The sequence below is a fragment of the Streptomyces sp. D2-8 genome, assembly GCF_023184515.1.
GTDB lineage: Bacteria > Actinomycetota > Actinomycetes > Streptomycetales > Streptomycetaceae > Streptomyces.
Window position 1 is genome coordinate 956,579 of the sequence record NZ_JAAHBP010000003.1, and the last position, 26,164, is coordinate 982,742.

Here is a 26,164-nt window from a genome sequence, read left to right on the forward strand (position 1 = left end):
CCACGCGGCTATCAGCGTTCCTGGCCATTCAACCCGGGAAGGGGGTATCTGTCATTCTTGGGGCATATCTGAACGAAGCAGTAAGTATGCCGAGCGGGTGAGGCGGGTTGAGGCTCCATGGCGAGAACTGCGTCCGTCCCGGGCGAGGGCGGCGGTGCACCGCCGGAAGGCCTCGTGGACGAGGCCGCCACCGCGAAGGCGGTCGTGGACGAGCGCGGCATCGTCACGGGATGGAGCGAAGGAGCCCGCAGGCTGCTCGGTTACCGGGCCTCGGAGGTGGTCGGCCGGTCCGGGGCCGCGCTGCTCGCCGACGGGCCTCCGCCGGAATATCTGAGCTCTCTGCTCACCCTCCCCAGGTGGAGCGGACCGGCGACGCTGCTGCACCGCGAGGGGCACCCCCTGACCGTGAACCTCCTGGCTCACCTCCGCCGGGACGACGGCGGCCGCGGCGAGTGGCTGCTGCTCACGGCGGTCAGCCCTCTCGGGGTGAGTCCCGACGACGACGCGTTCCTCAGGAGGAGCTTCACCCAGTCCACCTGCACGACGGCGCTGTACGACACCGGTTTGCGACTGGTCAGGGCCAACGCGGACATGGAACGGGTGATCGGGCTGCCCGAGGAGGCGATGCGCGGACTGCGGGTCTCGGAGATCGTGCCCCACGAGCAGGCCGACCGCACCGAGCAGGCCATGCGACGTGCGCTGGAAACCGGTGCGCGGCAGGACCTCCAGCTCTCGCTGCAGCTCGCCGGCCATGAACGCCCGACCATGTGGACCGTGTCCCTCGCCCCGGTATGGGCGGGCGACGGCCGGACGCAGGGTGTGCTGCTCTCCGCGCACGACATGACCGAGCAGCACCTGGCCCGGCAGCGGCTTGCCCTGCTGAACGAGGCGAGCCTGCGCGTCGGCAGCACACTCGATCTGGTCCGCACCGCGCAGGAACTCGCCGACGTGGCCGTCCCTCAGCTCGCCGACTTCGTCACCGTCGACCTGCTGCCGTCCATCGACGGCGATGCCGACCCGCCCACGGGCTCCCCGCGCGGCCCCGTACGGCTGCGCCGCGTCGCCCACCAGTCGGTTCTCGAAGGCTGTCCCGAGGCCGTGGTCCCTAACGGGACCGTGGCCGTCTACCCGGACAAGTCGGCGGCGGCCGAATGCCTGACGGCCGGCCGACCGCTGATCCAGAACGTCACCGCCGAGGTGATGAAAGACGTGCTGCGCCAGACCCCCGAGCGGGGTGCACGCATGCGGCGGTTCGGATTCCACTCGGTGCTGGCCGTGCCCATGCGGGCCCGTGGCATCACCCTGGGCGTGGCCACCTTCTCCCGCCACCGGAACCCGGAACCCTTCGAACAGGACGACCTGCTGCTCGGCCAGGAACTCACCGACAGGGCCGCCCTCTGCATCGACAACGCCCGCCGGTTCACCCGGGAGCGCGCCACCTCCCTCACCCTGCAGAGCAGTCTCCTGCCGCAACGACTGCCCGAGCAGTCCGCCCTCGATGTCGCCTCCCGCTACCTGCCCGCCAGCGCAGAGGCCGGCGTGGGCGGCGACTGGTTCGATGTCATCCCGCTGTCCGGCGCCCGCGTCGCACTGGTGGTCGGCGATGTCGTCGGCCACGGCATCCAGGCCTCGGCCACCATGGGACGGCTGCGGACCGCCGTCCGGACCCTGGCGGACGTCGACCTCCCTCCCGATGAGCTGCTCACCCACCTGGACGACCTGGTCAGCCACCTGGCCGCGGGCGCCGACAGCACCGGCGACATCGGGGCCACCTGCCTGTACGCCGTCTACGACCCGGTCTCCCGCCGCTGCTCCCTGGCGCGCGCGGGGCATCCCGTCCCGGCGCTGCTCACCCCGGACGGCGGGGTGCGCTTCCTCGACGTCCCCGCGGGACTTCCCCTGGGGCTGGGCGGTCTGCCCTTCGAGGCCATCGAACTGGAGCTGCCCGAAGGCAGCGTTCTCGCCCTGTACACCGACGGTCTCATCGAGGCCGCGTCCCGTGACATCGACGAAGGCATGGACACCCTGCTTCAGCTGCTGCGGCGGTCCGACGCCTCACTCGAGAGCACCTGCGACGCGGTGCTGCGCACCATGCTTCCGGAACGGCCGGCCGACGACGTGGCCCTGCTCGTGGCCCGCACCCGCGCCCTGGACACCTTCCACGTGGCTTCCTGGGAGGTACCGCCCGACACGGCCGCGGTCGCCGCGGCACGCAAGAACGCGTGTCGGCAACTGGCCGAGTGGGGCCTCGACGAGTGCGTGTTCGTCACCGAGCTGGTGGTCAGCGAGCTCATCACCAACGCCATCCGGCATGCCGAACCACCCATCGAGCTGAGACTGATCTACGACCGATCCCTCATCTGCGAGGTGTCGGACGGCAGTACCACCGCCCCGCACATGCGGCGGGCCCGCACCTACGACGAGGGCGGTCGCGGCCTGCTCCTCGTGGCCCAGATGTGCCAGGGCTGGGGCGCCCGGCAGACGACCAACGGCAAGGTCATCTGGGCGGAACAGGCCCTCTGAACGAAGGCGCCGCAGTCCTGGGTGGCCTCGATGAAGTCGCCCGCGGGCCGGACGGGTTCACCGCTCCGGCCTGTACCAGGAGGCCGTCGGGGTCCAGAGGCCCTCAACTCCTCACGGCCTCCGCGATCCGCTGAGCGACCTGGGCTGGGGTGAGGCGGGTGGTGTCGACGACCTCGGCCTCGCGGTGCAGCCACGTGCGAGCCGCCTCGGCGTAGGGCTCAAGATACTCGAGGCGGAACGAGGAAGGGCCAAGAACGGCGTCCTCCTCGATACGCTCGCGGAGCGTGTCCTGGTCAGCATGGAGAACGAAGTGCCGCACCGGAACGGTATGTTCGGCCAGGCCCGTGCTGATCTCGCGCCAGTACTCCTCGACCAGGACGGTCATGGGCATCACCAGGGTGCCGCCGGTGTAGTCGAGTACGCGGCGCGCGGTCTCGACCACGAGCGGCCGCCACGGCGGCCAGTGCTGGAAGTTGCCCGTCCAGGGCAGCCCCGGCCTGATGTCCATGAGCGTCTCGCCGACCTTCTCGGCGTCGAACACCCGTGAATCCGGGATCAGCCGTTGCACGAGTGCACTGGTCGTCGTCTTGCCCGCGCCGTGTGTTCCGTTGAGCCATACGATCACGGGACCCAACGCTAGCGCTGTGCGCGAGCGTCTCGCCCCCGGTCGAGTCCACCGGTGCACACGTCGTGCTCACTGACGGCTGTCAGGGACTCCTTGGGACTGCCAGGAGGGCGCCGTCATTCGCCCGCATGATTCGCTTCACATGACGAAACATTCGGAAGTGTTCGGCGGGCGGCCGTCGCGGCCGGTTGTCCGGATTGCGTGGATCGGCCGGTCCGTTCCCGCGTCGCCGGGATGCGGGACGGGGTCCGGAGCGCGGATGGTGTTGACATGCTCGGTCGCCTCCCTAGTATCCGTGAGGCCCAGACTTTCCGAATGGCGCTCGAAATTTCGAACGTCCAATATGTCATGAACCTGATATTCACGGCGCCATCCGTGCCCCGCTCATGGCGCCCTTCCGGGAAAGGAGCCCTGGTGCCCACGCGATCAGGAAGACGACTGCTCCACCTCCTCGCGGCGGCCGTGTTGACGGTCACCACGTTCGTGACGACCTCCGCTCACTCCACCGCCTCGGCCGCGCCTGGCAGCCCGGCGCTCACCCCACCCTTGGGGTGGAACAGCTGGAACAGCTTCGGGTGCGGGATCACCGAGGCTCAGGTTCGTCAGGCCGCCGACGCGATGGTGTCCTCGGGCATGCGGGACGCCGGCTACCGGTACGTGGTGGTCGACGACTGCTGGTTCGACCCGCAACGTGACGCGGCGGGCAACCTGCGGGCCCATCCGACCAAGTTCCCGAGCGGGATGAAGGCCCTCGGGGACTACATCCACAGCAAGGGCCTGAAGTTCGGCATCTACCAGGTGCCGGGCGAGCGCACCTGCGCGCAGGCCACCGGCGGCTACCCGGGATCCACGGGCAGCAGGGGGCACGAGGCCCAGGACGCCGCCACGTTCGCCTCGTGGGGCGTCGACTACCTCAAGTACGACTGGTGCTCCTCCAGTGGCACCCGTGACGAGCAGGTCGCGCGGTTCACGCTCATGCGCGACGCGCTGCGCGCCACCGGGCGGCCCATCGTCTACAGCATCAACCCCAACAGCCTGCACGCCATCACGGGTGCCACGTACAACTGGGGCGAGGTCGCCGACCTGTGGCGGACGACCGAGGACCTGCTCGACATCTGGCAGAACGGCAACACCAACAGCTATCCGATGGGCGTCGGCAACGTCCTGGACGTCACCGCGCCGCTGGCGGCGCAGTCGGGTCCGGGCCACTGGAACGACCCCGACATGCTGGTCGTCGGCCGTCCCGGTCTGTCACTGACCGAGTCCCGCTCGCACTTCGCCCTGTGGTCGCTGATGAGTGCCCCGCTCATGGCCGGCAACGACATCCGCACCATGTCCGCCGACGTGAGCGCGATCCTGCGCAACCCGCGTCTGCTGGCGGTGAACCAGGACCCGCTGGGCGCGGGCGGGCGCCGGGTGCGCGACGACGGCAGCACCGAGGTGTTCGCCAAGCCCCTGTCCGACGGCTCGGTCGCGGTGGGCCTCTTCAACCGGGGAGGCGGCACGGCGACGGTCACCACCACGGCGGCGCAAGTCGGCCTGTCCGGCGGGTCGTTCACTCTCACGGACCTGTGGACCGGCGGAACGGCGAGCACGTCCGGGCAGATCTCGGCGAGCGTCCCCGCGCACGGTGTCGCCGTGTACAAGGTGAGCGGTGGCAGTCCGCTGGCCGCCACCACCTCGCGTCTGCGCGGCAACGCGTCCGGCCGCTGCCTGGACGTGGACAACGCCTCCACCGCGGCCGGGGCCACCGTACTGATCTGGGACTGCCACACGGCCGCCAACCAGCTGTGGACCACGTGGGCCGGCGGCGAGGTCCGCGTCTTCGGCGACAAGTGCCTCGACGCCTACAACCAGGGCACCGCCAACGGCACCCGGGTCATCACCTGGCCCTGCCACGGCCAGGCCAACCAGAAGTGGACCGTCGGTTCCGACGGGTCGATCCGCAACGTCCACGCCGGGCTCTGCCTCGACGTCGACCGGACCGGCACCACCAACGGAACCCCGCTGGTCCTGTGGACCTGCAACGGCCAGGGCAACCAGAAGTGGACCCGCGCGTGAGCAACCGCGGCTTCAGACGAGGAGTTCACGAAGACGAGGACAAGATCCCTCCTATGGCTCGCCGTGGTCGCGGTGCTGGTCGTCCTGCCCGGGAGCCGGGCAAGCAGGGCGAGGGCCGGTTCCCCCCATCAGGTAGTGCGGGTTTGTTCGCTTTGGCTCGATCCCTTCGCTCCCCTGCTCGGTCCGCTGCACATTCCTTTGGAAAATGCCAAAGCGTTCACCTGCGCCAAGCACATTCCGTAGTCTCGTGCTCACGTTCGCGGGAACGGCCGTGCAGGGGAGGGGGTTCGGCGTGCCCGGAATCGACGAGAGTCTGCTGGAGGCCATGCGGCTGCCAGGTGCTCGAGGGGCGTCGGTGGTCGATTGGATCAGTGGTCTTGCTCTGGGTGCGGTGGGTGACGCACCCGGCGGTGATGTGGAGGCGACGGCTGCGGAAACCGCCGAACTCGCCCGCCTCGCCACCGAGAGCGGCGCCCTGGCGCTGACCGGCGGCGACCCGGGCGGACCGTCCGGTGACGACACGGGTGGGTCGCCCGGCGGCGGCCCCGGCGGGCCGTCCGGAAAGGAACCTCCCGTACAGGACCTGATCATCACGAACGCCGACTCGTACCACCTGCTCAGGTTCGTCACCACGACCTTCGACAGCACCGTGTTCGTGCACTTATGGCTCGACCGCAGCGAAGGGAACCTGGCCCTGGCCCGCATCCGGCTGGCCGAGATGGCGGACCGGCTGGTGCTCGGATGACCACATCGACCCGGACCCTTCTCACGGACGAACCCGCCTCTGCCCTGCTCGGCACCCTTGCCGAGCAGGGCGCGACCGGCGCCCTGTCCACCGAGTCGGGGATCGTCTACCTCGCGGCGGGACATGTCGTCCACGTCGAATCCGCCGTCACGCCCGACCTCGGCGACCTGCTCACCCACAGCGGTGCGCTCGCCCCGGACGGCTGGTGGGAGGCGATCGACCAGGCCGGCCGCCGCTGCCGTGTCGGCCGGCAGCTGGTGGACAGCGGACACCTCGCCGCCGGCGCGCTGGAACTGTGCCATCTGGGCGCCCTCTTCGACGCGGCGTACTTCGTCCTCGCCCACGACGGACCTGCGCTCCGGTTCCGCTCGGGAGCCGCACACTGGCTCGGCGCGGTCCGTCCCGTACCGGTGGACACCGTCCTGCGCGAGTCCAGACGCCGCCGCGAACTGCTGCACCGCATATGGCCCGAGCCCGCCGTCGACCGCGCGCCTCTCGCCCGGGTGTCCGGACCGGACGCCGCCGACCTGCCGGCCCGCCGCGGGCGGACCCTCGCCCAGGTCGACGGAGTCCGCACCGCCGCCCAGATCGCCACGGCCCTCGCCTGCCGCACCTTCCACACCCTCGTCGAACTCCGCCGCCTCGCCGCTGCCGGGCTGGTGGCTCCTGTAGCCCCCCTGGCCTCCGTCCCCTCCCCAGCCCCAGCCCCAGCCCCAGCGTCCGCCCCCGCCACCGTGTCCGCCGAGCCGGGCCCCACCCCTCGTCCCGCTCCACCGGACGAGCCCGACACCGCACTGCTGCGACGGCTCCTGCACGCCTTGGAGGCACTGTGATCCGCGCGCGAAGACAGCGTGCCGAAAGGAGACTGCTCATGGCCGTCGAGACCGACGTCCTGAACGAACTGCGTCGGCTCCGCACCCGCATACCCCGGCTGACGGGCTCCCTCGCGGCCACCGTCGACGGACTCGTCCTCGCCCACGACGTGCCGGACACCGAGCCGGAGGGTCTCGCGGCGCTCACCGCGGCCGCCCTGGGCGTCGCCTACCGCATGACCGACGCCGCCGCCCGCGGCGACTTCCGCGAACTGCTGGTGCGGGGCTCCGGAGGCTACGTCGCGACCTACGCCGCCGGAACGACCGCCGTACTCACCCTCCTCGCCGAGGACCGCGTCAACGTCGGCCGCCTCCACCTCGAAGGCCGGCGCAGCGGCGCCCGGATCGCCGACCTGGTGGCCACACGCGTGGGCCCGGGCACCGGCCGCCACGCCGACCGGCCGGCGCCCGAAGAGCACCTCGCCACGGTGCCCCCGGCCACGGACCGCCCCATCGGCACCCTCCCGGTACGCACCCCGCAGCGGCCCACGCACCAGCCGCGCCCGCAGACCGGCATCTGAGCCACCCGAACCTCCCGACCCACCGAAGTAGAAGACCGAAGGAAAGGAACCGAGCGCATGGCCAACACGGAGACCGCGCTGAAGGAATGCCTGAGCTCCATCGACGGAGCGACGGCCGCCGCACTCGTCGACTACACCAGCGGCATGGCCCTCGGCACCCTCGGCGGCGGCAAGGACTTCAACCTGGAAGTCGCCGCCGCGGGCAACACCGACGTCGTCCGGTCCAAGCTGCGCACCATGGAGCACCTGGGGCTGAAGGAAGAGATCGAGGACATCCTGATCACCCTGAACACCCAGTACCACCTCATCCGCCTCCTGAAGGGGCGCGGAGGCAGCGGACTCTTCCTCTACCTGGTGCTCGACGGGAGCCGGGCCAACCTCGCGATGGCCCGCCACCAGCTGCGCCGCATCGAAGCCGACCTGGAGGTCTGAACCGGCACCACCGAACGGGAGCCCTCCGCCACGCAGGTGTCGCGGAGGGCCCCGGCACGTCGCACGGCGGCGACATGCGCGCAGCAGGCGCGTCCACGGTGGTGCCATGACGGCACCCCTGCATGAACACGGCGTCCAGGACGCGCCGCGGACGCCCCCGCGCGGGAGACCGCCTGCCCGACACCCCGGCCGGACTCCAGCGCCGCGTCGCCGGACCGGGCTACCCCCTCCTGACGTGGGTCACCTGGCGCGCGGCACCGACCTCACGGGCCTGCGCACCTACCTCGGCCGCTGGCTGCCGACCCCCTGGACCGGGAGACCGGCGAGCCACTCGATGAGGAGCCGGTTGGTATCGGACGGACGCTCCTGCTGAACGAAGTGACCGCAGCCGTCCAGGATGTGCGAGGCCCTCAGACCGGGCAGCGTCCTCGGGTACGCCTCGATCGCGTCCGCCAGCCACGTCGTGGACGCGTCCAGGCTGCCGCCGATGAACAGCGACGGCTGGGTGACAGGGGCACCGGCGAAGCCCGCCAGGTCCTGCCAGTCGCGGTCCATGTTCCGGTAGCGGTTCAGGGCCCCGGTCAGCCCGGTGCGCTCGAACTCCCCGGCGTAGACGTCGAGGTCGGCCTCGCTCAGCCAGCCGGGCAGCCGGCCGACGGGAAACCGGTCGCTCAACTGGCCGCCGCGGACCAGGAAATGGGGGTCGGCCTCGGGCATGGTGTCCGCGGACAGGGCCGCGTAGAAGCCCGCTAGCCAGCCGCGCACGTCGGGCTCGATCTCCGACTCGGCCCGGCCGGGCTCCTGGAAGTAGGAGACGTAGAACTCCTCGTCGCCGCCCATCCGCGCGAAGACCTCACTCGGCCTCGGCCCGCCGGGCGGGGTGTAGGGCACGCTCAGCAGCCCCACCGCGTGGAAGACGTCCGGCCGGACCAGCGCGCAGGTCGCCGCGATGGTCGCGCCCCAGTCGTGCCCGACCAGCACCGCGGACGGCTCGCCCAGGGCCTCCACCACGGCGACGTTGTCCTCCACCAGCTCGAGCATCCGGTACGCGTCCGGCTCCGGGGGCCGAGACGAGCGTCCGTAGCCGCGGACGTCGACGGCGACTGCGCGGTAGCCGGCCGCGGCCAGAGCCGGAAGCTGGTGGCGCCAGGTGTACCAGGACTCGGGGAATCCGTGCAGCAGGAGCACGAGTGGTCCGTCACCCTGCTCTACGAGGTGGGTGCGGCCGGCTGGTGACGGCACCAGGCGATGCGTACGGTCGGCGGCGGACGTCTGCGGCATGGATCCTCCCGCGATCCCAAGGGGCGCTCGGTCCACCGATCATCCAGCGCCCGCCGCGCCGCACGCGAAGCCTGTTGCCGTTCCGGCAAAAGGCTCAGCCGTGGTACGTGATGTACCCGTTGCCGTCCTTGTCGGAGCCGCTCTTGGTGTAGGAGTGCACGTCGGCACGGCTGCCGGACGGCTTGTACACGTAGATCGTGTCCTTGTCGTTGTTCCACATGAAGTTGCAGTTGTCGCGGTAGACGACGTTCTTCGCGTCGGAGTCGGCCCCGTTGCCGCCGCGCAGCTTCACGTAGTCACCCGGCTGAAGGGTGTGGCTCGCGGTGAAGGTGAACTTGTTCCCCGCGGCGTCCTTCACGACGTACCCCTTGAGGTTCACCGTCGTGGAGCGCGAGTAGTTCTTGATGGTCAGGTACTCCTGGGCGGTGTTCCCGCCCGAGCAGCGGTTGGAGTCGCTCCCGGGAGCGTCGTACTGGATGCCCCGGATCTTGAGCGCGGAGTCGTACTCGGCGGCCTGGGCCGGAACCGCCGAAAGGGCGGTCAGGGCTCCGGCGGCGAGGGCCGTGGTGGCGACAAGGCGTATACGCATGGACGTTCGTCCCCCCTGCATGGCCTTCAGGTGAAGGCAATGTGATGGTTCGGTGAAGCATCCGGATCGTACACGCTTCAAGTACGCAGAAGGGCGGATCCGATGACATGGCCACCGGACCCGCCCTGCGGGGTGTATGACGTCAGGCGCCGCTGGCCCGCAGCATGTCCTCGCGCTCGACGATCTTCACGCGCGCGCGACCCTCGGGCTCGCCCAGAGCCTTCTCCGCGGCGTCCAGCTTGTACCAGCCATCCCAGGTGGTGAAGCGGATGTCGCGCTCGGCGAGGAACGCGTCCACGGCTTCGGGGGTGGGGGCGGCGGGGGTGTGCAGGCGGCCGCCCGCGTAGTCGGCCAGCAGGTTCGACACCGTCTCGTTGGCGTCGCCCTTAGTGTGCCCGATGAGGCCGATGGGGCCGCGCCGGATCCAGCCGGTGACGTACGTGGACTGCAGGTGCTCGCCCGACTCCTGCATGACCCGGCCACCCTCGTCCGGAACGGTGCCGGAGTCGATGTCCCAGGGCAGCTTGGGGAGTTTGTCGGACAGGTAGCCCACCGCGCGGTACACCGCGCTCACGTCCCAGGTGTTGAAGGTGCCGGTGCCCTTGACGTTGCCGGTGCCGTCGAGTTCCGTGCGCTCGGTGCGCAGGCCCACGACCTTGCCGTCCTCGCCGAGGACCTCGACCGGCGACTCGAAGAAGTGCAGGAAGAGCTTGTGAGGCCGGTCGCCGACGTCGCGGATCGCCCAGTTCTCCAGGGTCTTCGCCACCATGTCGGCCTGCTTGTTGCCGCGCCGCGTGGTGATCGAACCCTCGTCGTAGTCGATGTCCTCGGGGTCGACGATGACCTCGATGTTGGGGGAGTGGTCCAGCTCCCGCAGCTCCATCGGGCTGAACTTCGCCTGCGCCGGGCCGCGGCGGCCGAACACGTGGATCTCCTTGGCCCGGTTGGCCTTCAGACCCTCGTAGACGTTCGCCGGGATCTCGGTCGGCAGCAGCTCGTCCGCCGTCTTGGCCAGGACGCGCGCGATGTCGAGCGCGACGTTGCCGACGCCGAGCACGGCGACCTTCTCCGCCTCCAGCGGCCAGGTGCGCGGCACGTCCGGGTGGCCGTCGTACCAGGACACGAAGTCGGCGGCGCCGTACGAGCCGTCGAGGTCGATGCCCGGCAGGGAGAGCGCCCGGTCGGCCGTCGCGCCGGTGGCGAAGATCACGCCGTCGTAGAACGCGCGCAGGTCGTCCAGGCCGATGTCGGTCCCGTAGTCCACGTTGCCGAAGAGCCGGATCTGCGGTTTGTCGAGCACCTGGTGCAGGGCGGTGATGATGCCCTTGATCCGCGGGTGGTCGGGGGCGACGCCGTAACGGATCAGTCCGAACGGCGCCGGCATGCGCTCGAAGATGTCGATGGACACGCCGGGTTCGGCGGCCACCTCGGACTTGAGCAGGGCGTCGGCGGCGTAGATCCCGGCGGGGCCGGATCCGACGATGGCTACCCGCAGGGGGCGGGGCATGGTCAGGTTCCCTTCGAGCGGCGACAAGCGATCTCGACGGGAAGCCTAAACTGAGGCAAGCCTAAGTCGGTACGAGGGTCCGGTCTATGAGCTCATAAGGCTACTTTATGGGGAGTGCATGGTCCCGCTTATGGCAGGGGTTGCTCCGCCCAGATCACCTTCCCCGCCGGCAGATAACGCGTCCCCCAGCGCTCCGCGAGCTGCGCGACCAGGAACAGGCCACGCCCGCCCTCATCCGTCATGGTCGCGTACCGCAGGTGCGGTGAGGTGCTGCTGCTGTCGAACACCTCGCAGATCAGGTTGCGGTCGCGCAGCATCCTGACGCGTATGGGGCCGCCGCCGTACCGCAGCGCGTTGGTGACCAGCTCGCTCAGGATCAGCTCCGTGCTGAACGTCAGCTCGTCCAGGCCCCACTCGGCCAGCTGCCGGCTGACCGCCGCCCGCACCTCGCCCACGGCCGCCGGATCGGCCGGCACCGGCCACTCGGCGACCCGGTCGGCGGCCAGCGCACGGGTGCGCGCGACGATCAGCGCGATGTCGTCGCTGGAGCGGGCCGTGAGCTGCGAGTCGAGCACGACCCGGCAGGTGTCCTCCGGCGACTGCCCCGCCCGGCCCAGCGCCTCGCGCAGCATCTCCAGGCCCTCGTCGATGTCCCGCTCCCGGTCCTCGACCAGCCCGTCGGTGTAGAGGACGAGCCGGCTGCCCTCCGCCAGCTCCAGTTCCGCCGTCTCGAACGGCAGACCGCCGAGCCCGAGCGGGGGGCCGGCGGGCACGTCGGCGTACTCCACCGTGCCGTCCGGGTGGATCAGCGCCGGCGGGGGGTGCCCGGCCCGCGCGACGGTGCAGCGCCGGGACACCGGGTCGTAGACGGCGTACAGGCAGGTCGCGCCGGTGACCGGGGCGCTGCCCTCGTCCTCCGTCTCGTCTTGGTCGATGCGGCCGACCAACTCGTCCAGCAGGGCGATGAGTTCCTCGGGCGGCAGGTCGAGGGCGGAGAAGTTGTGCACGGCGGTGCGCAGCCGCCCCATCGTGGCCGCGGCGTGCAGTCCGTGGCCGACGACGTCCCCGACCACGAGCGCGACCCTGGCCCCCGACAACGGCAGCACGTCGAACCAGTCACCGCCCACCCCGGCCTGTGCGGGCAGATAGCGGTAGGCGACCTCCAAGGCGCTCTGCTCGGGCAGGTTGCGGGGGAGCAGGCTGCGCTGGAGCGTCACCGCCATGCTGTGCTCGCGGGTGTAGCGGCGCGCGTTGTCGATCGAGACGGCGGCCCGCGCGACCAGCTCCTCCGCCAGGGCCAGCTCGTCCGCGTCGAAAGGCTCCGGCTTCTCGCAGCGCCAGAAGCTGACCACGCCGAGCACCAGGGCGCCGGCCCGCAGCGGCACGGTGATCAGGGAGTGGATGCCGTACTCGACGATCTGCGCGGAGCGCTCGAGGTCCTGCGCCCGCCAGCCCGGCGCCTCGCTCAGCCGGGGCTCCAGGACGGGGCCGCCCGTGGCGAGGCTGCGGCCCTGCGGAGAGGACTCGACGAACCTGATCCGCTCGCCGGTGGGGTAGAGCGGCGCGTCCTTGCGGATCCCGCTCACCGCCGTCCGGCTGAGTGCGGCCGCCGCGTTCGGCTGTCCGCCGCCGAGTACCGCGTCGAACAGGTCGACGGTGACGAAGTCGGCGAACCGGGGCACGGCCAGCTCGGTGAGCTCCTCGGCCGTCCGGGTCACGTCCAGGCTCGTTCCGATGCCCACTCCGGCGTCGTACAGCATGTTGAGCCGTTCCCGCGCGGTCTCGGCCCGCCCGGACAGGGCCCGCAGCTCCGTGGAGTCGCGCAGAGTGGCGACGCTGCCGGGCGGGACACCCGCACGGTCCGTGGTCCGCTGGTTGACGGCGAGGAGCCGGTCCCCGACGAGGTGCACCTCGTCCGTGGCGACGCGTCCGGAGGCCAGCAGGTCGGCGGTGCCCGGGTCGAGACCCAGACTGAGGACGTGCCGGCCCTCGGCGTCGGCGGGCAGCCCGAGCAGGCGGTGCGCCTCGTCGTTGGCGAGCAGCAGGGTGCCCCCGTCGTCGACGATGAGCACGCCCTCCCGGACGGCGTGCAGCACGGCGTCGTGATGTTCGTACATCCGGGTCATCTCGTGCGGACCGAGCCCGTGGGTCTGGCGCAGCAGCCGCCGGCTCACCAGCGCGGCGCCCGCCGTCGCCAGCGCGAGCGCCACCGCGGCGGCCGAGAGAACGAGGGGCAGTTGGCGGTCGGCGGTCCCGCCGACGTTCTTGGTCGTGATCCCCGCCGAGACCAGGCCCACGACCCGGCCGTCCGAGTTCTTCACCGGCACCACGGCCTGGACGAGCGGGCCGATGGTGCCGTCGATCTTCTCGGTGAACGACTCCCCGGCCAGCGCCGGCGCGATCGTCCCGACGAACTGCTTCCCGATGCGGTCCGGCTTGGGGTGGGTGTAACGGATCCCGTCGGTGTTCATGACGACGATGAAGTCGACCTTGGACCGCTCACGGGCGGCCTCGGCCCGCGGCTGGAGCACGGCGGTGGGATCAGGCCCCTGCAGCGCCTCGGCGGTGCCCGGGGCGTTGGCGAAGGTCTCCGCGACGGCGAGCGAACGGTTGCGGGCCTCCTGCGTCGTGTCGTGCCGCACCTGCAGCACCAGCGCCACCACGGCCGCCACGACCAGCAGCAGCACGATCACCACGACGAGCAGGAACACCTGTCCGGCGACGCTGCGTCCGCCCAGCACCGACCGCAGCCCCGCCACCGGTTGCCACCGTGGCGAGCCCGCCTCCCGCCGCTGCCGTGCCGACGGCGCAGCGCCGGGCCGCAGGGGCGATCGAGTCGCGGATCGACCCAAGAGTCGGACCATGTGCCATGTCTACACTGCCCGGCCCCGGGAGGCGAGGGCCATCACCCAAGGTGACAGGGGGTCCTCACCGTTTCGTCACGTCTGCGGGCGCGAGGGGCTCGCCGCCCATCGAAACGTAGGACCTGCCCACCGGAGAACCTACCGCGGTCTCAGGCGCCCAGCGAGCGGGCCAGTTCGGTCGTGGCCCGGGCGATCTCGCGGTCCTCGTCCGCCATCAGCCTGCCGAGCTCGCCACGCCGGGATCGCACCGCCTGGCGCGCCGCACGCTCCCACACCACCGGGTTCTCCCGGTGGTTCAGCAGCTTCGGGTAGACGGCGGCGGTGCTCTCCCACTGCCGGGCGTCGGCGATGTTCTTGAGCAGCTGGATGATCTGGGGGCGGCAGGTCACCTGCGGCAGCTGCGCCAGCTCCCACAGGAACGGAACCGTGGCCGCGGTCGCCTGCTCCACCACGAAACCGAACTGGCAGATCCGTTTCCGCAGGTCGTCGAGGGCGGAGCGGGCGGTGTCGGCATCACCCCCCGCGATGCCGTTGAGCAGGAGGGGAATGGCCGCCGCCGAGCCGGTGGAGTCCTGGATGTCGCCCCAGGGCACGCGGTCCAGTGCCGTGAGTGGCGTGTTCCGGGTCGTCCCGGCCGGGGCGTCGGGGCGCTGGGGGCGCTCGCTGCTCGGGTGTTCCGTCGAAGCGCTGCGCATGGCGAGGGGCCTTTCCGCGGCAGTTGTGTCAGATGGGTGGACAGAGCGTGGCCGGCCGGGTCGACAACCTGGCCCAGACCGTCTTGCCCGCCGGGCCGCTGGGGGTCCAGCCCCACTCCTCGGACAGGGCGTCGACGATGCACAGCCCCCGGCCGTGCTCCTCCAGGCCGGTGCCGGCCGGCCGGTACACGGGTGGGTGGTCGTCGGGGTCGGAGACGGTGACCAGCAGGTGGCCGGGATTCAGGAGGAATCCGAGCCGGATCTCCGGTACACCCGGCACATCCGGGGCTCTCGGAGCCGCGTGCGTCGCGGCGTTGGCGGTGAGCTCGGTGATGACGAGGGTCGCGTCATCGCAGCGGTGGTCGAGGGACCAGCCGTGCAGGGTGTCGCGGGTGAAGGACCGGGCTCGCGCGAACCCCTCCCGACTGCACTCGACTTGCAGCGCGACCGAGGCGGACAGGGCGCCCGAGAGCTGCGGCAGTGTCTTCGGCGCCGAGGGCGGGGCCCCGTACGGCGAGGCCGTGAGCGGGTCGGCCGGGAAGGCGTGGTGCGCCGCCGCGGGTGCGCCTGCGTGTGCCGCAGCCCCGATCGGCGGCCGGAGCACTTGCTGCGCAGGTGATGACACGGCATCTCCCCGATGCGACGTCAGGACACGGCGCCGACCCGGGGGTTGACGCCGCAGCTATTATCCACGCTGAAGGCGCCCGCGTGCAATTGCACGAGAAATTGCGTGAAAATCAAGCCGTTGTGGGTACGCAAGCCGGGACGAGTGCGGTCGAAGGGACGCGACCGCACTCGTCCGGACGGCCGGGCACACCGTGCGCGGCGGGGAACGAGAACAGCAAGGAGACTGCGGTGCCACCAGTGCAGAACGGAGTGCAGGCAAGCTCGTTGAGCGCCTGCTGGATCAAGAGCCGGCACAGCAACGCCGAGGGCAACTGCGTCGAAGTCGCCCCCCTCGTCGACGGCGGGATCGCGATGCGCAACTCCCGCGACCCCGACGGACCCGCCCTCGTCTACACGTCGGCGGAGGTGGCGGCCTTCCTGGCCGGAGCGAAGGACGGCGAGTTCGACCACCTGCTGTGAGCAAGCGGCACTGTCCGGCATGCACGACGCCCTCAGGGTGAAGCGGAGCCCAACTCCCTACTTCTGCAGGGGTGCTGTGGGCGGATGCGTGGAGGCCCGGTGAAGTGCGATAGTGTAAGTCGTCCTTGTGCCGGTCTGCTGGGAGTCAGGATGTCCGCCGCGTCGCATCGCATCTCCCGTCTGGAACCCTACCTGGACAGGCCCGAGCCGGCGCCGACTCTGCTGAAGATGCTGGTCGGTGTGCAGCTCGCCGGCTTCCGAGAGGACGCCGGACTCCCCCAGGACCAGGCGGCGCGCGCTGTCGGGTTCAGTGCCGCGAAGTTGTCCCGCATCGAGTCCGGCAAGGGCCGCCGCCCGCCGACGGAGAACGACGTCCGCGCACTGCTGGAGCTGTACGGCACCGACGCGTACGAGGCCTCGGTGCTGCTCAAGCTGTTGCAGCGCGCCGGCGAGCCCGGCTGGTGGCAGCGCTACGACAAGCGCCTGATGCCCGAGTGGTTCGACCGGCTGGTCGGACTGCAGGAGGCCGCCGCCACCATCCGCACCTTCGAGATCCAGTACGTGCCCGGCCTGTTGCAGACGCCTGCCTACACCAGGGCCGTGGTGGAGCGTGGCCTGCCGAACGCGCCGGCCGGCGAGGTGGAGCGGCGCGTCGAACTGCGCAGGCACCGGGCCCGGTTGCTGTCGCGGGCCGACGCCCCGCAGCTGTGGGCGATCATCGACGAGTCCGTGCTGTTGCGCGTCCTGGGCAGCATCGATGTGATGCGGGAACAGCTCGCGCACCTCGTCGAGATGGCCGAACGCTCCAATGTGACGCTGCAGATCGTGCCGCTGAGCGTCACCAACGCCTCGGCACCGGCCATCCCGGTCACGTATCTGCGCTTCGGCGGCCTCGATCTGCCCGACGTGGTCTACCTGGAGCACATCAAGAGCGCGAACTTCCTCGAGGACCGTGATGAGACCGAGGAGTACCGGATCGCGCTGGACCGGCTCGCGGACGAGGCGCTCAAGCCCCGTGACTCGCTGGAGCTGCTGCGGCAGACGATGGAGCAGCGCTACCCGTGACGCGCGGGTGCCTCGCTCGGGACGGTCACCGTCCCGAGCGAGGCACCTCGGTCACTTCCCCAGGGGGAGCCGCCCGACTCCGCCGAACTCGATCCACTCGTGGGTGAGCTGACGGGGCGCCACCTCGGTGTCCGGGCGCCAGGTGGAGACCTCCACGATCCCGGGCTCAAGGATCTCCAGGCCCTCGAAGTACGTCTCCACGTCCTTCGGTTCACGCACGCGGCCCCAGTGGCCCTGGGTCGCCTGGTCCATGAAGTCGGTGACGAAGGCGCGGACCTCGGGGTCCTCGCTGACCAGCTGGCACATCACCATGAAACTGCCGGGGGCAAGCCGCTCCCGCACGCGCCGGGCGACCGCGAGCGGCCCGTCGGTGTCACTGTCCGGGATGCAGTGGAACACCGAGTTGAAGAGCACGCACACCGGCTCGTCGAAGTCGATCAGCCGCTTGGTGTCGGCGTGGCCGAATATCTGGTCAGTCTCGCGCATGTCCGCGTGGATGACGGTCGTCCGCTCGTCCTGCTCCAGCAGCGCGCGGCCGTGGACCAGCACCATCGGGTCGTTGTCGACGTAGACCACGTGAGTCGTGGGGTCGATGCGCTGGGCGACCTGGTGCACGTTGTCCTGCGTCGGCAGGCCGGATCCGTGGTCCAGGTACTGCCGGATGCCGTACTCCTCGGAGAGGGTCTTCACGACCCGCTGGAGGAAGCGCCGGTTGTTCAGGGCCAGACGGCGCGTGCTGGGCACGACCTTGTCGAGCTCCTCGCACGCGGCGCGGTCGGCCGCGTAGTTGTCCTTGCCGCCCAGGTAGTGGTCGTACATGCGCGCTGCCGTCGGCACGTTCGCGTCGATCTCGGTGGACAACTGCTTCTCGGAGTGCATCGTTCCCCCTGCAAGGTGCCGCGCCAACGGTCTGGCTGGACAGGAAGTACATCCTAGGGAGCGGGAGTTGGGCGGTGCCAGCCCACTGGCGAAGTGCCCACGATCGAACGACAAGATGACCGCCGCCCGCGCCGCGTTATGCCCTCTATGTAATCATTCGCATACTGTGTGCCACCGGAGCCGGGGTGGGGACCCGGCGCAGGCAGCGTCGTCGGCACGTCCTGGCCGTCCCGGACCGCCGCGCATCTCGCGGAGCGGCTCGGCGGGCAGGACGTGGGTCGGTGAGTGCAGGCCGCCGCATCCTGGGCGTACGGGGCCGGACCTCGGGACGGGTGAGCCGCGGGCGCCTCGGCCTCGAGGACCTCTACGGCCGGCAGGCGAACGCCTCCCCGGACCGGCTCACCAGGCCGCTGATCCGCGAGGACGGCCGGCCGGTGGAGTGCGACCGGGACACGGCCATGGACCGGATCACCGCTGAACGATCTGCGTGACCTGCACCTGGCGGCCGCACGGAACTCGCTCCACTGATCCACTCCTGGCGCCACAGCTTCTGACCAGCGTCTGAGCCGGTACCAGTGAGCACTTCCGTTAATCTGGAAATACCAGAATTGATCGGAAGTCGAGGGCGTGTCCGCAACCGCTATTCTCACGGCCCCGGCCGCTTTCCCAGGAGAATCTCATGGGCGACGACTATTACGATCTCGGCACCCACAGCCGTCCCGTCACCACGTCCTCCGCCGATGCCCAACTCTGGTTCGATCGCGGCCTGGTCTGGACGTACGCCTTCCACCACGAGGAAGCCGTCGCCTGCTTCGAGAAGGCGGTCGAGGCCGATCCGGAGTGCGCGATGGCGTATTGGGGCATCGCCTACGCGCTCGGCCCGAACTACAACAAGCCCTGGGAATTCTTCGACGGCGAGGAATTGGCGCAAACCGTCGAGCGCACGCACGCCGCCGTGGAAAGGGCCCACGAGAAGGCCACCCGCGCCACCCCGGTCGAGCAGGCCCTCATCGGCGCACTGCGGGCCCGCTACCCGCAGTCGGAGGCCGTCGAGGACTGCGCGGTGTGGAACGAGCCCTACGCGGACGCGATGCGCGTCGTGTACGAACTGGCGCCCGACGACCTGGACATCGCCACCCTGCACGCCGACGCCCAGATGAACCTCACTCCGTGGCAGCTGTGGGACCTCAAGACGGGGCAACCGGCCGAGGGCGCCCGGACCACCGAGGCCAGAGCCGTGCTGGAAGGCGCCCTCGCCACCGATGCAGGCGTGCGGCACCCCGGGGTCCTCCACCTGTACATCCACCTGATGGAGATGTCCCCGGCACCGGAGCAGGCCCTCACCGTCGCCGACCGCCTGCGCGGCCTCGTGCCCGACGCCGGGCACCTGCTCCACATGCCCTCACACCTGGACGTCCTGTGCGGCGACTACCGCCAGGTCGTCGCGGCCAACAGCGCCGCGATCGCCGCCGACGAGAAGTACCACCGGCAGGCCGGCGCCATGAGCTTCTACACCCTGTACCGGGCGCACAACCACCACTTCAAGATCTACGGCGCCATGTTCCTCGGCCAGGCGCAGGTCGCCCTCGACACCGCCGCCCGGCTGGAAGCCGCCATCCCCGAAGACCTGCTCCGCGTCCAGAGCCCCCCGATGGCCGACTGGCTCGAGGGGTTCCTGGCCATGCGCGTCCACGTCCTGATCCGCTTCGGCCGCTGGACCGAGATCCTCGAACTGCCCGCCCCCGCCGACCCGGAGCTCTACGCGGTGACCGTCGCCATGCGGCACTACGCCCGGGGCGTCGCCCTCTCCGCCACCGGCGACGTCGACCGGGCGGAGACCGAACGCGAGCTCTTCCGGGCGGCGGTGAGCCGGGTGCCGGAGACGCGGATGCTGTTCAACAACACCTGCGAGGACATCCTCGCCATCGCGGCCGCCATGCTGGACGGCGAGCTCGCATACCGCAAGGGCGAACACGACCTCGCCTTCGCCGCCCTGGAACGCTCCATCGAGCTGGACGACAACCTCCCCTACGACGAGCCCTGGGGCTGGATGCAGCCCACTCGCCACGCCTACGGCGCACTGCTGCTCGAGCAGGGCCGCGTGGCGGAGGCCGAGGCCGTCTACCGCGCCGACCTCGGCCTCGACGACACCCTGCCCCGCCCCCTCCAGCACCCCGGCAACGTCTGGGCGCTGCACGGCTTCCACGAGTGCCTGCTCGCGACGGGCAAGACCGGCGAGGCGTCCCTCGTGGCCCACCAGCTCAAGCTCGCGACCGCGCTGGCGGACGTGCCGATCCAGGCGTCCTGCTTCTGCCGCCTGGACACCACGCCCGATCCCCACGCGGCCGACGGGTGCTGCCACTGACCCCAAGGGGTCACGGCCGGTTCAGGCCCGCGCGCTCCAGCGCCCTGGTCATGGCCGGCCGGTCCCGCTCCGCCGACCGGGATCGGCGGTGAGGGACATCAGAAGCTCCGGCGTCAGCCGGTGGTGCTCGGCGTGAGTCAGCAGGGCCTCCGCGTCGTGAGCCGACGTGGCGCCGTGATCTCCGTCGGCGATCGTGCGCGGCACATCGGCCCGCGCGCTCATCACGCCGATCATGATCAGAGCCAGGCCCTCACGGTCCGAACGGGCACCGTGACGGTCTCACCGTCACGGCACGTTTGAACTGCTGCTTCACGGTCACTCGTGCGGTGACACCGCAGTCGGACACGACTTGGAGTGAACGAACCGTGGCTGGAGAGCAGAAGGGCAAGGCCAAGGCCGAGCAGGCCAAGGGCAAGGCCAAGGAGACGATCGGCCGTGCGGTGGGCAACGAGCGCCTGACGGCCGAGGGCAAGGCGGAGCAGTCGAAGGGCGACGCCCGGCAGGCCAAGGAGAAGACCAAGGACGTCTTCAAGCACTGAGGTCACGTGGCGGTGCCGCGTCCCCGTGGCGGACGCGGCACCGCCACCAGGGCAGTGAGCGACGGCGGAGCGGGCGTGGTGCCCGCTCCGCCGTCCGGCATGTGTACCGCCCCGCAGGGAAGGGCGGCGACCCGTTTGACCATGCACGGGGGCCCGGCGGAATCGCCGGCTCAGCAGGGTCGCGCAGCCGCCCGGCAACCGGTCGATGTTCTCGTACATCCCGGTGAACCGTGCCGCCTCCTCGCAGCGCCCCGGGCGAGTGGAGGGACGACACCGCGCCGATGACGATGCTCTTGCGGGCGGTGAGGTCATAGCGCAGCCGAGGGACCGGCGCCCGAGGGTTACCGCCGGCCATGGGTCGCGGTCCGGGGCACGAATCGACGGGTCCTCGCCGCGTCAGCCGGTGCCGCTCTGCCGCCCGGCGGGAGCGGCGTCCGGGACGCGGCCCACGGCCGGCGCGACACCGCACCGCGTCTCCTCGCCCCCCCGGATCCCACCACCGACGTCGACGGCCCGGCATCCGGCCGGCCCTCGCGCCCGAGCTGCGCGTCACCGAGGGCCACGACCGCATGGGCCGCTCCCGGAGCCGGTTCACCGTACAGCGGCCCTTCGCTCGCGTGTACGGCCGATAACGGGTTCCCAACTCGCTCTACCTCTTGACGTGTTGATTGCCGTCCTAAAACATTCGGGAAGCTCGATTGGTTCTGTGCGGTTCTGTTTGCTCCCGAAGGGAATCCATGTCCAGCAGACATCGCCTCGCCCGGGCGGCACTGGCGATCACCGTCCCCCTGGCACTCGGCGCGGGCCTCGTGTCCCCGCCTCCCGCCTCCGCCGCTGCTGCCGACCCGCCCGCGAGTGCGGTCACGGTACGGATCGACCCGTCCTACCGGCAGCAGGAGTTCGAAGGGTGGGGGACGAGCCTCGTCTGGTTCGCCAACATCACCGGCCGCTACCCCGAACCCATCCGGCAGAAGCTCGCCGACATGCTGTTCGGCGAGGACGGGCTCCGCCTCAACATCGCGCGCTACAACATCGGCGGCGGCAACGCGCCCGACGTCCGCAAGGACTACATGAAGACCGGCGCGACGATGGACGGCTTCTGGAAGGCCCCCGAGGGCACCACCAGGGAGGACACCGACTGGTGGAACCCGGACGACCCCGGGCACTGGGACTGGTCCGCCGACGCGGGCCAGCGCTGGTGGGTGGACCGCGTCAAGAGCAAGGTGACCCGGTGGGAGGCGTTCAGCAACTCGCCGCCCTGGTTCCAGACCGTCAGCGGCTACGTCTCCGGCGGCTTCGACGCCAACACCGACCAGATACGGGCGGACCGCGTCGACGACTTCGCCACCTACCTGGTGAAGGTGACCGACCAGCTGGAGAAGAAGCACCGCATCACGTTCGACACCATCGCCCCGCTCAACGAGCCCAACACCAACTACTGGGGCACCCAGATCGGCCCCGACGGACAGCCCACCGGAGGCCGCCAGGAGGGCGCGCACGCCGGCCCGGAACTCCAGCAGAAGGTCGTCCTGGCCCTGCACCGCGCACTGGAGAAGGCGAGAACCCGCGCCACGATCTCCGCGATGGACGAGACCAACCCCAGCACCTTCGTCCGCAACTGGAACGCCTACGACAGCTCCGCCCGGGCCGCCGTCGACCAGCTCAACGTGCACACCTACGGCACCGGCATGCGCACCAGCGCCCGCGACAGTGCCAAGGCCGCCGACCGGCCGTTCTGGATGAGCGAGGTCGAGGGCACCTGGGGGACCGGCACCGACTTCACCGGCATGGAACCGGGGCTCGGCATCGCCACCCGGGTCGTCGAGGACATCCGTGAACTGGAGCCGTCCGCCTGGGTGTTGTGGCAGCCGATCGAGGACTCCATCCCCCAGGCGCAGGCCGGCAAGAACTGGGGCAGCATCCACATCCCGTTCAACTGCACGGCCCAGGACACGCTGCAGACCTGCCCGATCAAGGCCAACACCAAGTTCCACACCCTGCGCAACTTCACCCACCACATCCGCCCCGGCGACCACTTCGTCAAGGCCGACGACCTCTCCAGCGTCGCCGCCGTACGCAAGTCCGGCCGCGGGGCGACGGTGGTGCACGTCAACAACGGCACGACCCCGCGCGCGGTGACCCTGGACCTCTCGAAGTTCCGGCGGGTCGCCCCCGGCGCCACCGTGACCCCCGTGGTGACCAGCCCCGACGGCGCGCTGGTCCGCGGCACGCCCGTCAGGGTGAAGAACGACTCGGCCACCGTGACCGTCCCGGCGAAGTCGGTCACCACCCTCCTCGTCGACGGCGTGTCCGGCACCGCCGAGGACGCCGCGCTGGTCCAGCCCGGCCACGTCTACCGCCTCCAGGGCGCCCAGAGCGGCACGTCCCTGGCACCGGCCGCCGACGGCAACGGCGTCGTCGTCCGTACGGCCGATCCGGCCGCCAAGTCCCAGCTGTGGCGGGTGAAGCAGCTGACCCGCGGCGAGGGCAACCGCGACCGCTACGCCCTCGTCAACGCCGCGAACGGCAGGCGCCTCGCCGTACGCGACAACGAAGCCGTACTCGAAGACGGGGACACACCGGCCGCGCAGTGGATCATGTCCACCACCGGAGACGGCACCTGGACGTTCGTCAACGCCGCAACGGGCCGCCTGCTGGACGTCGTCGGCCAGTCGACCGCGGACGGCGCCGGCGTTTCGGCCCACCTCCCGACCTCCAACGCCAACCAGCGCTGGGGTGTGACCGACGAGACGGTGCTCCGTACGCAGCCGGCCAAGGCGTTCACCGTCCCCGGGCGGGTCCCCGAACTGCCCGGGACCGTGACGCCGGTGTTCCGCGACGGTGCCCGGGGCGCGCTCCCGGTCGAGTGGGCGCTGCCCTCCGACTCACGCTGGCGCAAACCCGGAACGGTACGCGTGAAGGGCCGGGCCACCGACGCCCTCGGCCGGAGTGTCCCGGCCGAGGCGGTCGTCACCGTGGACACCATCGCCTCGACCCTCCCGGCCCGCGTCAAGACCTACACCGGCGGCCGGCCCGACCTGCCCGCCACGGTCACCGGCCAAGGACGGCGCGGTGGAACCGCCGACCTCCCGGTCACCTGGGACCCCGCACCCGACGGCGCGTTCGACGACGCCGGCGTGGTGACGGTGCGCGGCACCGCGCGAGTGCCCGGCGGAGACACAGCCGCGGCGACCGTACGCGTCCAGGTCACCGCACCGAGGGAGACGAACTCCGCGCGTGACGAGGGGGTAGGGGTCGGCGCGACCTTCACCGAGAGCGGCTACTCCGCCGAGGGACTGCGCAACGGCACCACGTCCGAGAAGGCCTGGTCGAACTGGAGGTCCGGCACGAAGAACCCGTCCGACACCATCACCTTCACCCTGCCGGAAGCGCGCGATCTGACCCGGGTCGTGACCCACTTCCACCGTGACGGCGGCAACGTCAGCTTCGCGGAGTCCCTGAAGGTGCAGGTGCGAGGTTCCGACGGCACCTGGTCCGACGCGAGCGACCAGGTCGCCGTCGGCACCGAGGGGACGCCCGTGGCCGACGTTCCGGTGCGGGCGACCGGCCCGGCGGCGGGCGTGCGCGTGGTGATGACGGCCCGCCCGGGCGGCTACATCACCCTCGGGGAGATCGAGGTCTACACGAAGGCGCCGGGCGCTTCCTCGGACGCGGCTGCCGCGTCGATCGAACTGGACGGTGAGCCCCTGGCCGGTTTCGAATCGGACCGGACGAGCTACCGGGTGGCGGCCGACCGCCCGGACCGGGCCCGGATCACCGCCACACCGCGTGACCCCTACGCGAGGGTGACGGTCCGGGAGGAGGGGGCCGGGGGCAAGAGGGCCCGCGTCGTCTCCGTGACCAGCGAGGACGGCTCACAGGAACGGGAGTACAGGATCGAGCTGACCCGCCGCTGAGCCACGGAAGCGCGGGGCCCGCACGCCCCGCGCTTCCGTCTTTCCGGGATCAGACCGCGGGAGCCGGGTACGTCGGGTACTCCACGCCGGAGACGTGCTGCACGACGCGGATGACCTGGCACGAGTAGCCGAACTCGTTGTCGTACCACAGGTAGAGGATGGCGTTGTCGCCGTCGACCTTGGTGGCGCCGGCGTCGACGATCGAGGCGTGGCGCGAGCCGATGAAGTCGCTGGAGACCGCGTCGGGCGCCGTGGTGAAGTCGATCTGGCGCTTGAGCGGCGAGGTCAGGGAGACGTCGCGGAGGTGGTCGAGGACCTCCTCGCGGGTGGTCTCCCGGCCGAGCCGCAGGCTGAGGATCGCGATCGAGACGTCCGGGACGGGGACGCGGATCGAGCTGCCGGTGATCGGCGCCTTGAGGTCGGGCAGCGCCTTGGCGACGGCGGAGGCGGCACCGGTCTCGGTGATGACCATGTTGAGCGGCGCGGACCGGCCGCGGCGGTCGGCCTTGTGGTAGTTGTCCAGCAGGTTCTGGTCGTTGGTGAAGGAGTGAACCGTCTCCACGTGGCCGCGCTGGACCCCGAACTCGTCGTCCATCGCCTTCAGCGGCGGAACGATCGCGTTCGTGGTGCAGGACGCGCAGGACAGGATCTGCTCGTCCGGCTTGATCGTGTCGTGGTTGACGCCGTGCACGATGTTGGGGACGTCGCCCTTGCCGGGCGCGGTCAGCACGACCTTGTCGACACCGGGGCGCAGGTGCTCGGACAGGCCCTCGCGGTCGCGCCACTTGCCGGTGTTGTCGATGAGGATGGCGTCCTTGATGCCGTACGCCGTGTAGTCGATCTCGGACGGGTCGTTCGCGTAGATCACCTTGATCGCGTTGCCGTTGGCGACGATCGTGCTGTTCGCCTCGTCGACGGTGATCGTGCCCTGGAACTGGCCGTGGATCGAGTCGCGGCGCAGCAGCGAGGCGCGCTTGATGATGTCCTGCTCGCCCCCGCCACGCACGACGATGGCCCGCAGCCGCAGGCCGTTGCCGGAGCCGGACTTCTCGATGAGCAGCCGGGCGACGAGGCGGCCGATGCGGCCGAAGCCGTAGAGGACGACGTCCCGGCCCTCACGGCGCTCGATCTTGTTGGCGCCCGTGGCACCGGCGACGGCCTCGGCGGTGAACTCCGCGACCGACAGACCGCGGTCGTCCTCGCGGTACGTCGCGGCGAGCATGCCGATGTCGATCTGGGACGGCCCGAGGTCGAGCTCGGCGAGGGTCTGCAGGAACGGCAGCGTCTCGGTGACCGAGAGCTCCGCACCGGCGATCTGCCGGGCGAACCGGTGGGTCTTCAGGATGCTGACCACCGACTTGTTCACCAGGGAGCGGCTGTGCAGCAGGACCGTCACGTCCCGCTCCCGGTGCAGCTTCCCGATGATCGGGATCATCGACTCCGCGATCTCCTCGCGGTTCTTCCAGTTGGTGAACGAGTCGTCGTTGACAGTCACGAATCCATCTTTCGAGCTAGGCGGCGCTCATATGTTAAACCGTCGATTTCCTGACCATGAACGGGGTGCCTCCGAAGCGCTCAGCGGCCTCTCCGCGCGCCGC

General features: G+C 70.7%; 21 protein-coding genes and 1 pseudogene. 12 read left to right on the forward strand and 10 right to left on the reverse strand.

Going from position 1 to position 26,164, the window contains the following annotated elements; translation table 11 throughout:
• The first annotated feature begins 117 nt into the window (after positions 1 to 117).
• Complete coding sequence (locus G3I77_RS10735; RefSeq protein WP_248502515.1) at positions 118 to 2,523, forward strand: SpoIIE family protein phosphatase; 2,406 nt, start codon at positions 118 to 120, stop codon at positions 2,521 to 2,523.
• Positions 2,524 to 2,626: 103 nt separating this feature from the next.
• On the opposite strand, the gene G3I77_RS10740 is transcribed toward G3I77_RS10735, so the two are convergent.
• On the reverse strand, positions 2,627 to 3,148 hold the full coding sequence (locus tag G3I77_RS10740) for an AAA family ATPase (protein WP_248502517.1): 522 nt from the start codon (positions 3,146 to 3,148) through the stop codon (positions 2,627 to 2,629).
• Positions 3,149 to 3,562: 414 nt separating this feature from the next.
• On the opposite strand from G3I77_RS10740, the gene G3I77_RS10745 reads away from it, so the two are divergent.
• From G3I77_RS10745 to G3I77_RS10765, 5 genes are all read left to right on the forward strand, one after another.
• On the forward strand, positions 3,563 to 5,209 hold the full coding sequence (locus G3I77_RS10745; protein ID WP_248502519.1) for an RICIN domain-containing protein: 1,647 nt from the start codon (positions 3,563 to 3,565) through the stop codon (positions 5,207 to 5,209).
• 292 nt (positions 5,210 to 5,501) lie between these two features.
• Positions 5,502 to 5,954 (forward strand): hypothetical protein, encoded by a 453-nt coding sequence (locus tag G3I77_RS10750; protein ID WP_248502521.1) that lies wholly within the window; start codon positions 5,502 to 5,504, stop codon positions 5,952 to 5,954.
• On the forward strand, positions 5,951 to 6,787 hold the full coding sequence (locus G3I77_RS10755) for a hypothetical protein (protein ID WP_248502523.1): 837 nt from the start codon (positions 5,951 to 5,953) through the stop codon (positions 6,785 to 6,787). The genes G3I77_RS10750 and G3I77_RS10755 overlap by 4 nt, the downstream gene beginning before the upstream one ends.
• A gap of 38 nt (positions 6,788 to 6,825) precedes the next feature.
• Positions 6,826 to 7,347: a roadblock/LC7 domain-containing protein gene (locus tag G3I77_RS10760; protein WP_248502525.1), complete on the forward strand. Its 522-nt coding sequence runs from the start codon at positions 6,826 to 6,828 to the stop codon at positions 7,345 to 7,347.
• Positions 7,348 to 7,404: 57 nt separating this feature from the next.
• A complete protein-coding gene (locus G3I77_RS10765; RefSeq protein WP_142156397.1) occupies positions 7,405 to 7,779 on the forward strand; it encodes a hypothetical protein in 375 nt (124 codons plus the stop codon).
• A gap of 279 nt (positions 7,780 to 8,058) precedes the next feature.
• On the opposite strand, the gene G3I77_RS10770 is transcribed toward G3I77_RS10765, so the two are convergent.
• From G3I77_RS10770 to G3I77_RS10795, 6 genes are all read right to left on the reverse strand, one after another.
• Positions 8,059 to 9,060 (reverse strand): alpha/beta fold hydrolase, encoded by a 1,002-nt coding sequence (locus G3I77_RS10770; RefSeq protein WP_248502527.1) that lies wholly within the window; start codon positions 9,058 to 9,060, stop codon positions 8,059 to 8,061.
• A gap of 94 nt (positions 9,061 to 9,154) precedes the next feature.
• A complete protein-coding gene (locus G3I77_RS10775; protein ID WP_248502529.1) occupies positions 9,155 to 9,649 on the reverse strand; it encodes a lamin tail domain-containing protein in 495 nt (164 codons plus the stop codon).
• A gap of 142 nt (positions 9,650 to 9,791) precedes the next feature.
• Entirely contained in the window at positions 9,792 to 11,156 is a 1,365-nt protein-coding gene (locus G3I77_RS10780) for an FAD-dependent oxidoreductase (protein ID WP_248502531.1), read from the reverse strand.
• Between the two features lie 128 nt (positions 11,157 to 11,284).
• Positions 11,285 to 14,020, reverse strand: a complete 2,736-nt coding sequence (locus G3I77_RS10785) for a SpoIIE family protein phosphatase/ATP-binding protein (RefSeq protein WP_248502533.1) — start codon at positions 14,018 to 14,020, stop codon at positions 11,285 to 11,287.
• 149 nt (positions 14,021 to 14,169) lie between these two features.
• Positions 14,170 to 14,715, reverse strand: a complete 546-nt coding sequence (locus G3I77_RS10790; RefSeq protein WP_248502535.1) for a hypothetical protein — start codon at positions 14,713 to 14,715, stop codon at positions 14,170 to 14,172.
• Between the two features lie 28 nt (positions 14,716 to 14,743).
• Entirely contained in the window at positions 14,744 to 15,340 is a 597-nt protein-coding gene (locus G3I77_RS10795) for an ATP-binding protein (protein ID WP_374385378.1), read from the reverse strand.
• A 230-nt stretch (positions 15,341 to 15,570) separates the two neighbouring features.
• On the opposite strand from G3I77_RS10795, the gene G3I77_RS10800 reads away from it, so the two are divergent.
• Together G3I77_RS10800 and G3I77_RS10805 are read left to right on the forward strand one after the other, a co-directional pair.
• Entirely contained in the window at positions 15,571 to 15,801 is a 231-nt protein-coding gene (locus G3I77_RS10800; protein WP_248502536.1) for a DUF397 domain-containing protein, read from the forward strand.
• 150 nt (positions 15,802 to 15,951) lie between these two features.
• On the forward strand, positions 15,952 to 16,866 hold the full coding sequence (locus G3I77_RS10805; RefSeq protein ID WP_248502538.1) for a helix-turn-helix transcriptional regulator: 915 nt from the start codon (positions 15,952 to 15,954) through the stop codon (positions 16,864 to 16,866).
• Between the two features lie 51 nt (positions 16,867 to 16,917).
• Here G3I77_RS10805 and G3I77_RS10810 read toward each other — a convergent pair whose 3' ends face one another.
• Positions 16,918 to 17,745, reverse strand: a complete 828-nt coding sequence (locus tag G3I77_RS10810) for an SAM-dependent methyltransferase (RefSeq protein ID WP_248502540.1) — start codon at positions 17,743 to 17,745, stop codon at positions 16,918 to 16,920.
• A 168-nt stretch (positions 17,746 to 17,913) separates the two neighbouring features.
• Between G3I77_RS10810 and G3I77_RS41160 the strand changes: the two are divergent.
• A pseudogene (locus G3I77_RS41160) lies at positions 17,914 to 18,221 on the forward strand (nitrate reductase); the annotation flags it as partial.
• A gap of 203 nt (positions 18,222 to 18,424) precedes the next feature.
• The gene (locus tag G3I77_RS10820) at positions 18,425 to 20,110 is read left to right on the forward strand and encodes a tetratricopeptide repeat protein (RefSeq protein ID WP_248502542.1); all 1,686 of its coding nucleotides are present in this window, start codon (positions 18,425 to 18,427) and stop codon (positions 20,108 to 20,110) included.
• Between the two features lie 48 nt (positions 20,111 to 20,158).
• Here G3I77_RS10820 and G3I77_RS10825 read toward each other — a convergent pair whose 3' ends face one another.
• Entirely contained in the window at positions 20,159 to 20,332 is a 174-nt protein-coding gene (locus G3I77_RS10825) for a hypothetical protein (protein ID WP_248502544.1), read from the reverse strand.
• Between the two features lie 143 nt (positions 20,333 to 20,475).
• Here G3I77_RS10825 and G3I77_RS10830 point away from each other — a divergent pair, with 143 nt between their 5' ends.
• Both G3I77_RS10830 and G3I77_RS10835 read left to right on the forward strand, forming a co-directional pair.
• A complete protein-coding gene (locus G3I77_RS10830) occupies positions 20,476 to 20,649 on the forward strand; it encodes a CsbD family protein (protein WP_104782404.1) in 174 nt (57 codons plus the stop codon).
• 737 nt (positions 20,650 to 21,386) lie between these two features.
• On the forward strand, positions 21,387 to 24,566 hold the full coding sequence (locus tag G3I77_RS10835; RefSeq protein WP_248502546.1) for an RICIN domain-containing protein: 3,180 nt from the start codon (positions 21,387 to 21,389) through the stop codon (positions 24,564 to 24,566).
• A 49-nt stretch (positions 24,567 to 24,615) separates the two neighbouring features.
• On the opposite strand, the gene G3I77_RS10840 is transcribed toward G3I77_RS10835, so the two are convergent.
• On the reverse strand, positions 24,616 to 26,061 hold the full coding sequence (locus G3I77_RS10840) for a glyceraldehyde-3-phosphate dehydrogenase (protein WP_248502548.1): 1,446 nt from the start codon (positions 26,059 to 26,061) through the stop codon (positions 24,616 to 24,618).
• Between the last annotated feature and the right edge of the window lie 103 nt (positions 26,062 to 26,164).

Excerpts from the sequence above, each read along its gene's own strand:
- G3I77_RS10735 (WP_248502515.1), top strand. The coding sequence starts at position 118 with ATGGCGAGAACTGCGTCCGTCCCGGGCGAGGGCGGCGGTGCACCGCCG.
- G3I77_RS10770 (WP_248502527.1), bottom strand. The coding sequence starts at position 9,060 with ATGCCGCAGACGTCCGCCGCCGACCGTACGCATCGCCTGGTGCCGTCA.
- G3I77_RS10775 (WP_248502529.1), bottom strand. The coding sequence starts at position 9,649 with ATGCGTATACGCCTTGTCGCCACCACGGCCCTCGCCGCCGGAGCCCTG.
- G3I77_RS10810 (WP_248502540.1), bottom strand. The coding sequence starts at position 17,745 with ATGCACTCCGAGAAGCAGTTGTCCACCGAGATCGACGCGAACGTGCCG.
- G3I77_RS10835 (WP_248502546.1), top strand. The coding sequence starts at position 21,387 with ATGTCCAGCAGACATCGCCTCGCCCGGGCGGCACTGGCGATCACCGTC.
- G3I77_RS10755 (WP_248502523.1), top strand. The coding sequence starts at position 5,951 with ATGACCACATCGACCCGGACCCTTCTCACGGACGAACCCGCCTCTGCC.
- G3I77_RS10780 (WP_248502531.1), bottom strand. The coding sequence starts at position 11,156 with ATGCCCCGCCCCCTGCGGGTAGCCATCGTCGGATCCGGCCCCGCCGGG.
- G3I77_RS10760 (WP_248502525.1), top strand. The coding sequence starts at position 6,826 with ATGGCCGTCGAGACCGACGTCCTGAACGAACTGCGTCGGCTCCGCACC.
- G3I77_RS10820 (WP_248502542.1), top strand. The coding sequence starts at position 18,425 with ATGGGCGACGACTATTACGATCTCGGCACCCACAGCCGTCCCGTCACC.
- G3I77_RS10765 (WP_142156397.1), top strand. The coding sequence starts at position 7,405 with ATGGCCAACACGGAGACCGCGCTGAAGGAATGCCTGAGCTCCATCGAC.
- G3I77_RS10805 (WP_248502538.1), top strand. The coding sequence starts at position 15,952 with ATGTCCGCCGCGTCGCATCGCATCTCCCGTCTGGAACCCTACCTGGAC.
- G3I77_RS10790 (WP_248502535.1), bottom strand. The coding sequence starts at position 14,715 with ATGCGCAGCGCTTCGACGGAACACCCGAGCAGCGAGCGCCCCCAGCGC.
- G3I77_RS10785 (WP_248502533.1), bottom strand. The coding sequence starts at position 14,020 with ATGGTCCGACTCTTGGGTCGATCCGCGACTCGATCGCCCCTGCGGCCC.
- G3I77_RS10825 (WP_248502544.1), bottom strand. The coding sequence starts at position 20,332 with ATGAGCGCGCGGGCCGATGTGCCGCGCACGATCGCCGACGGAGATCAC.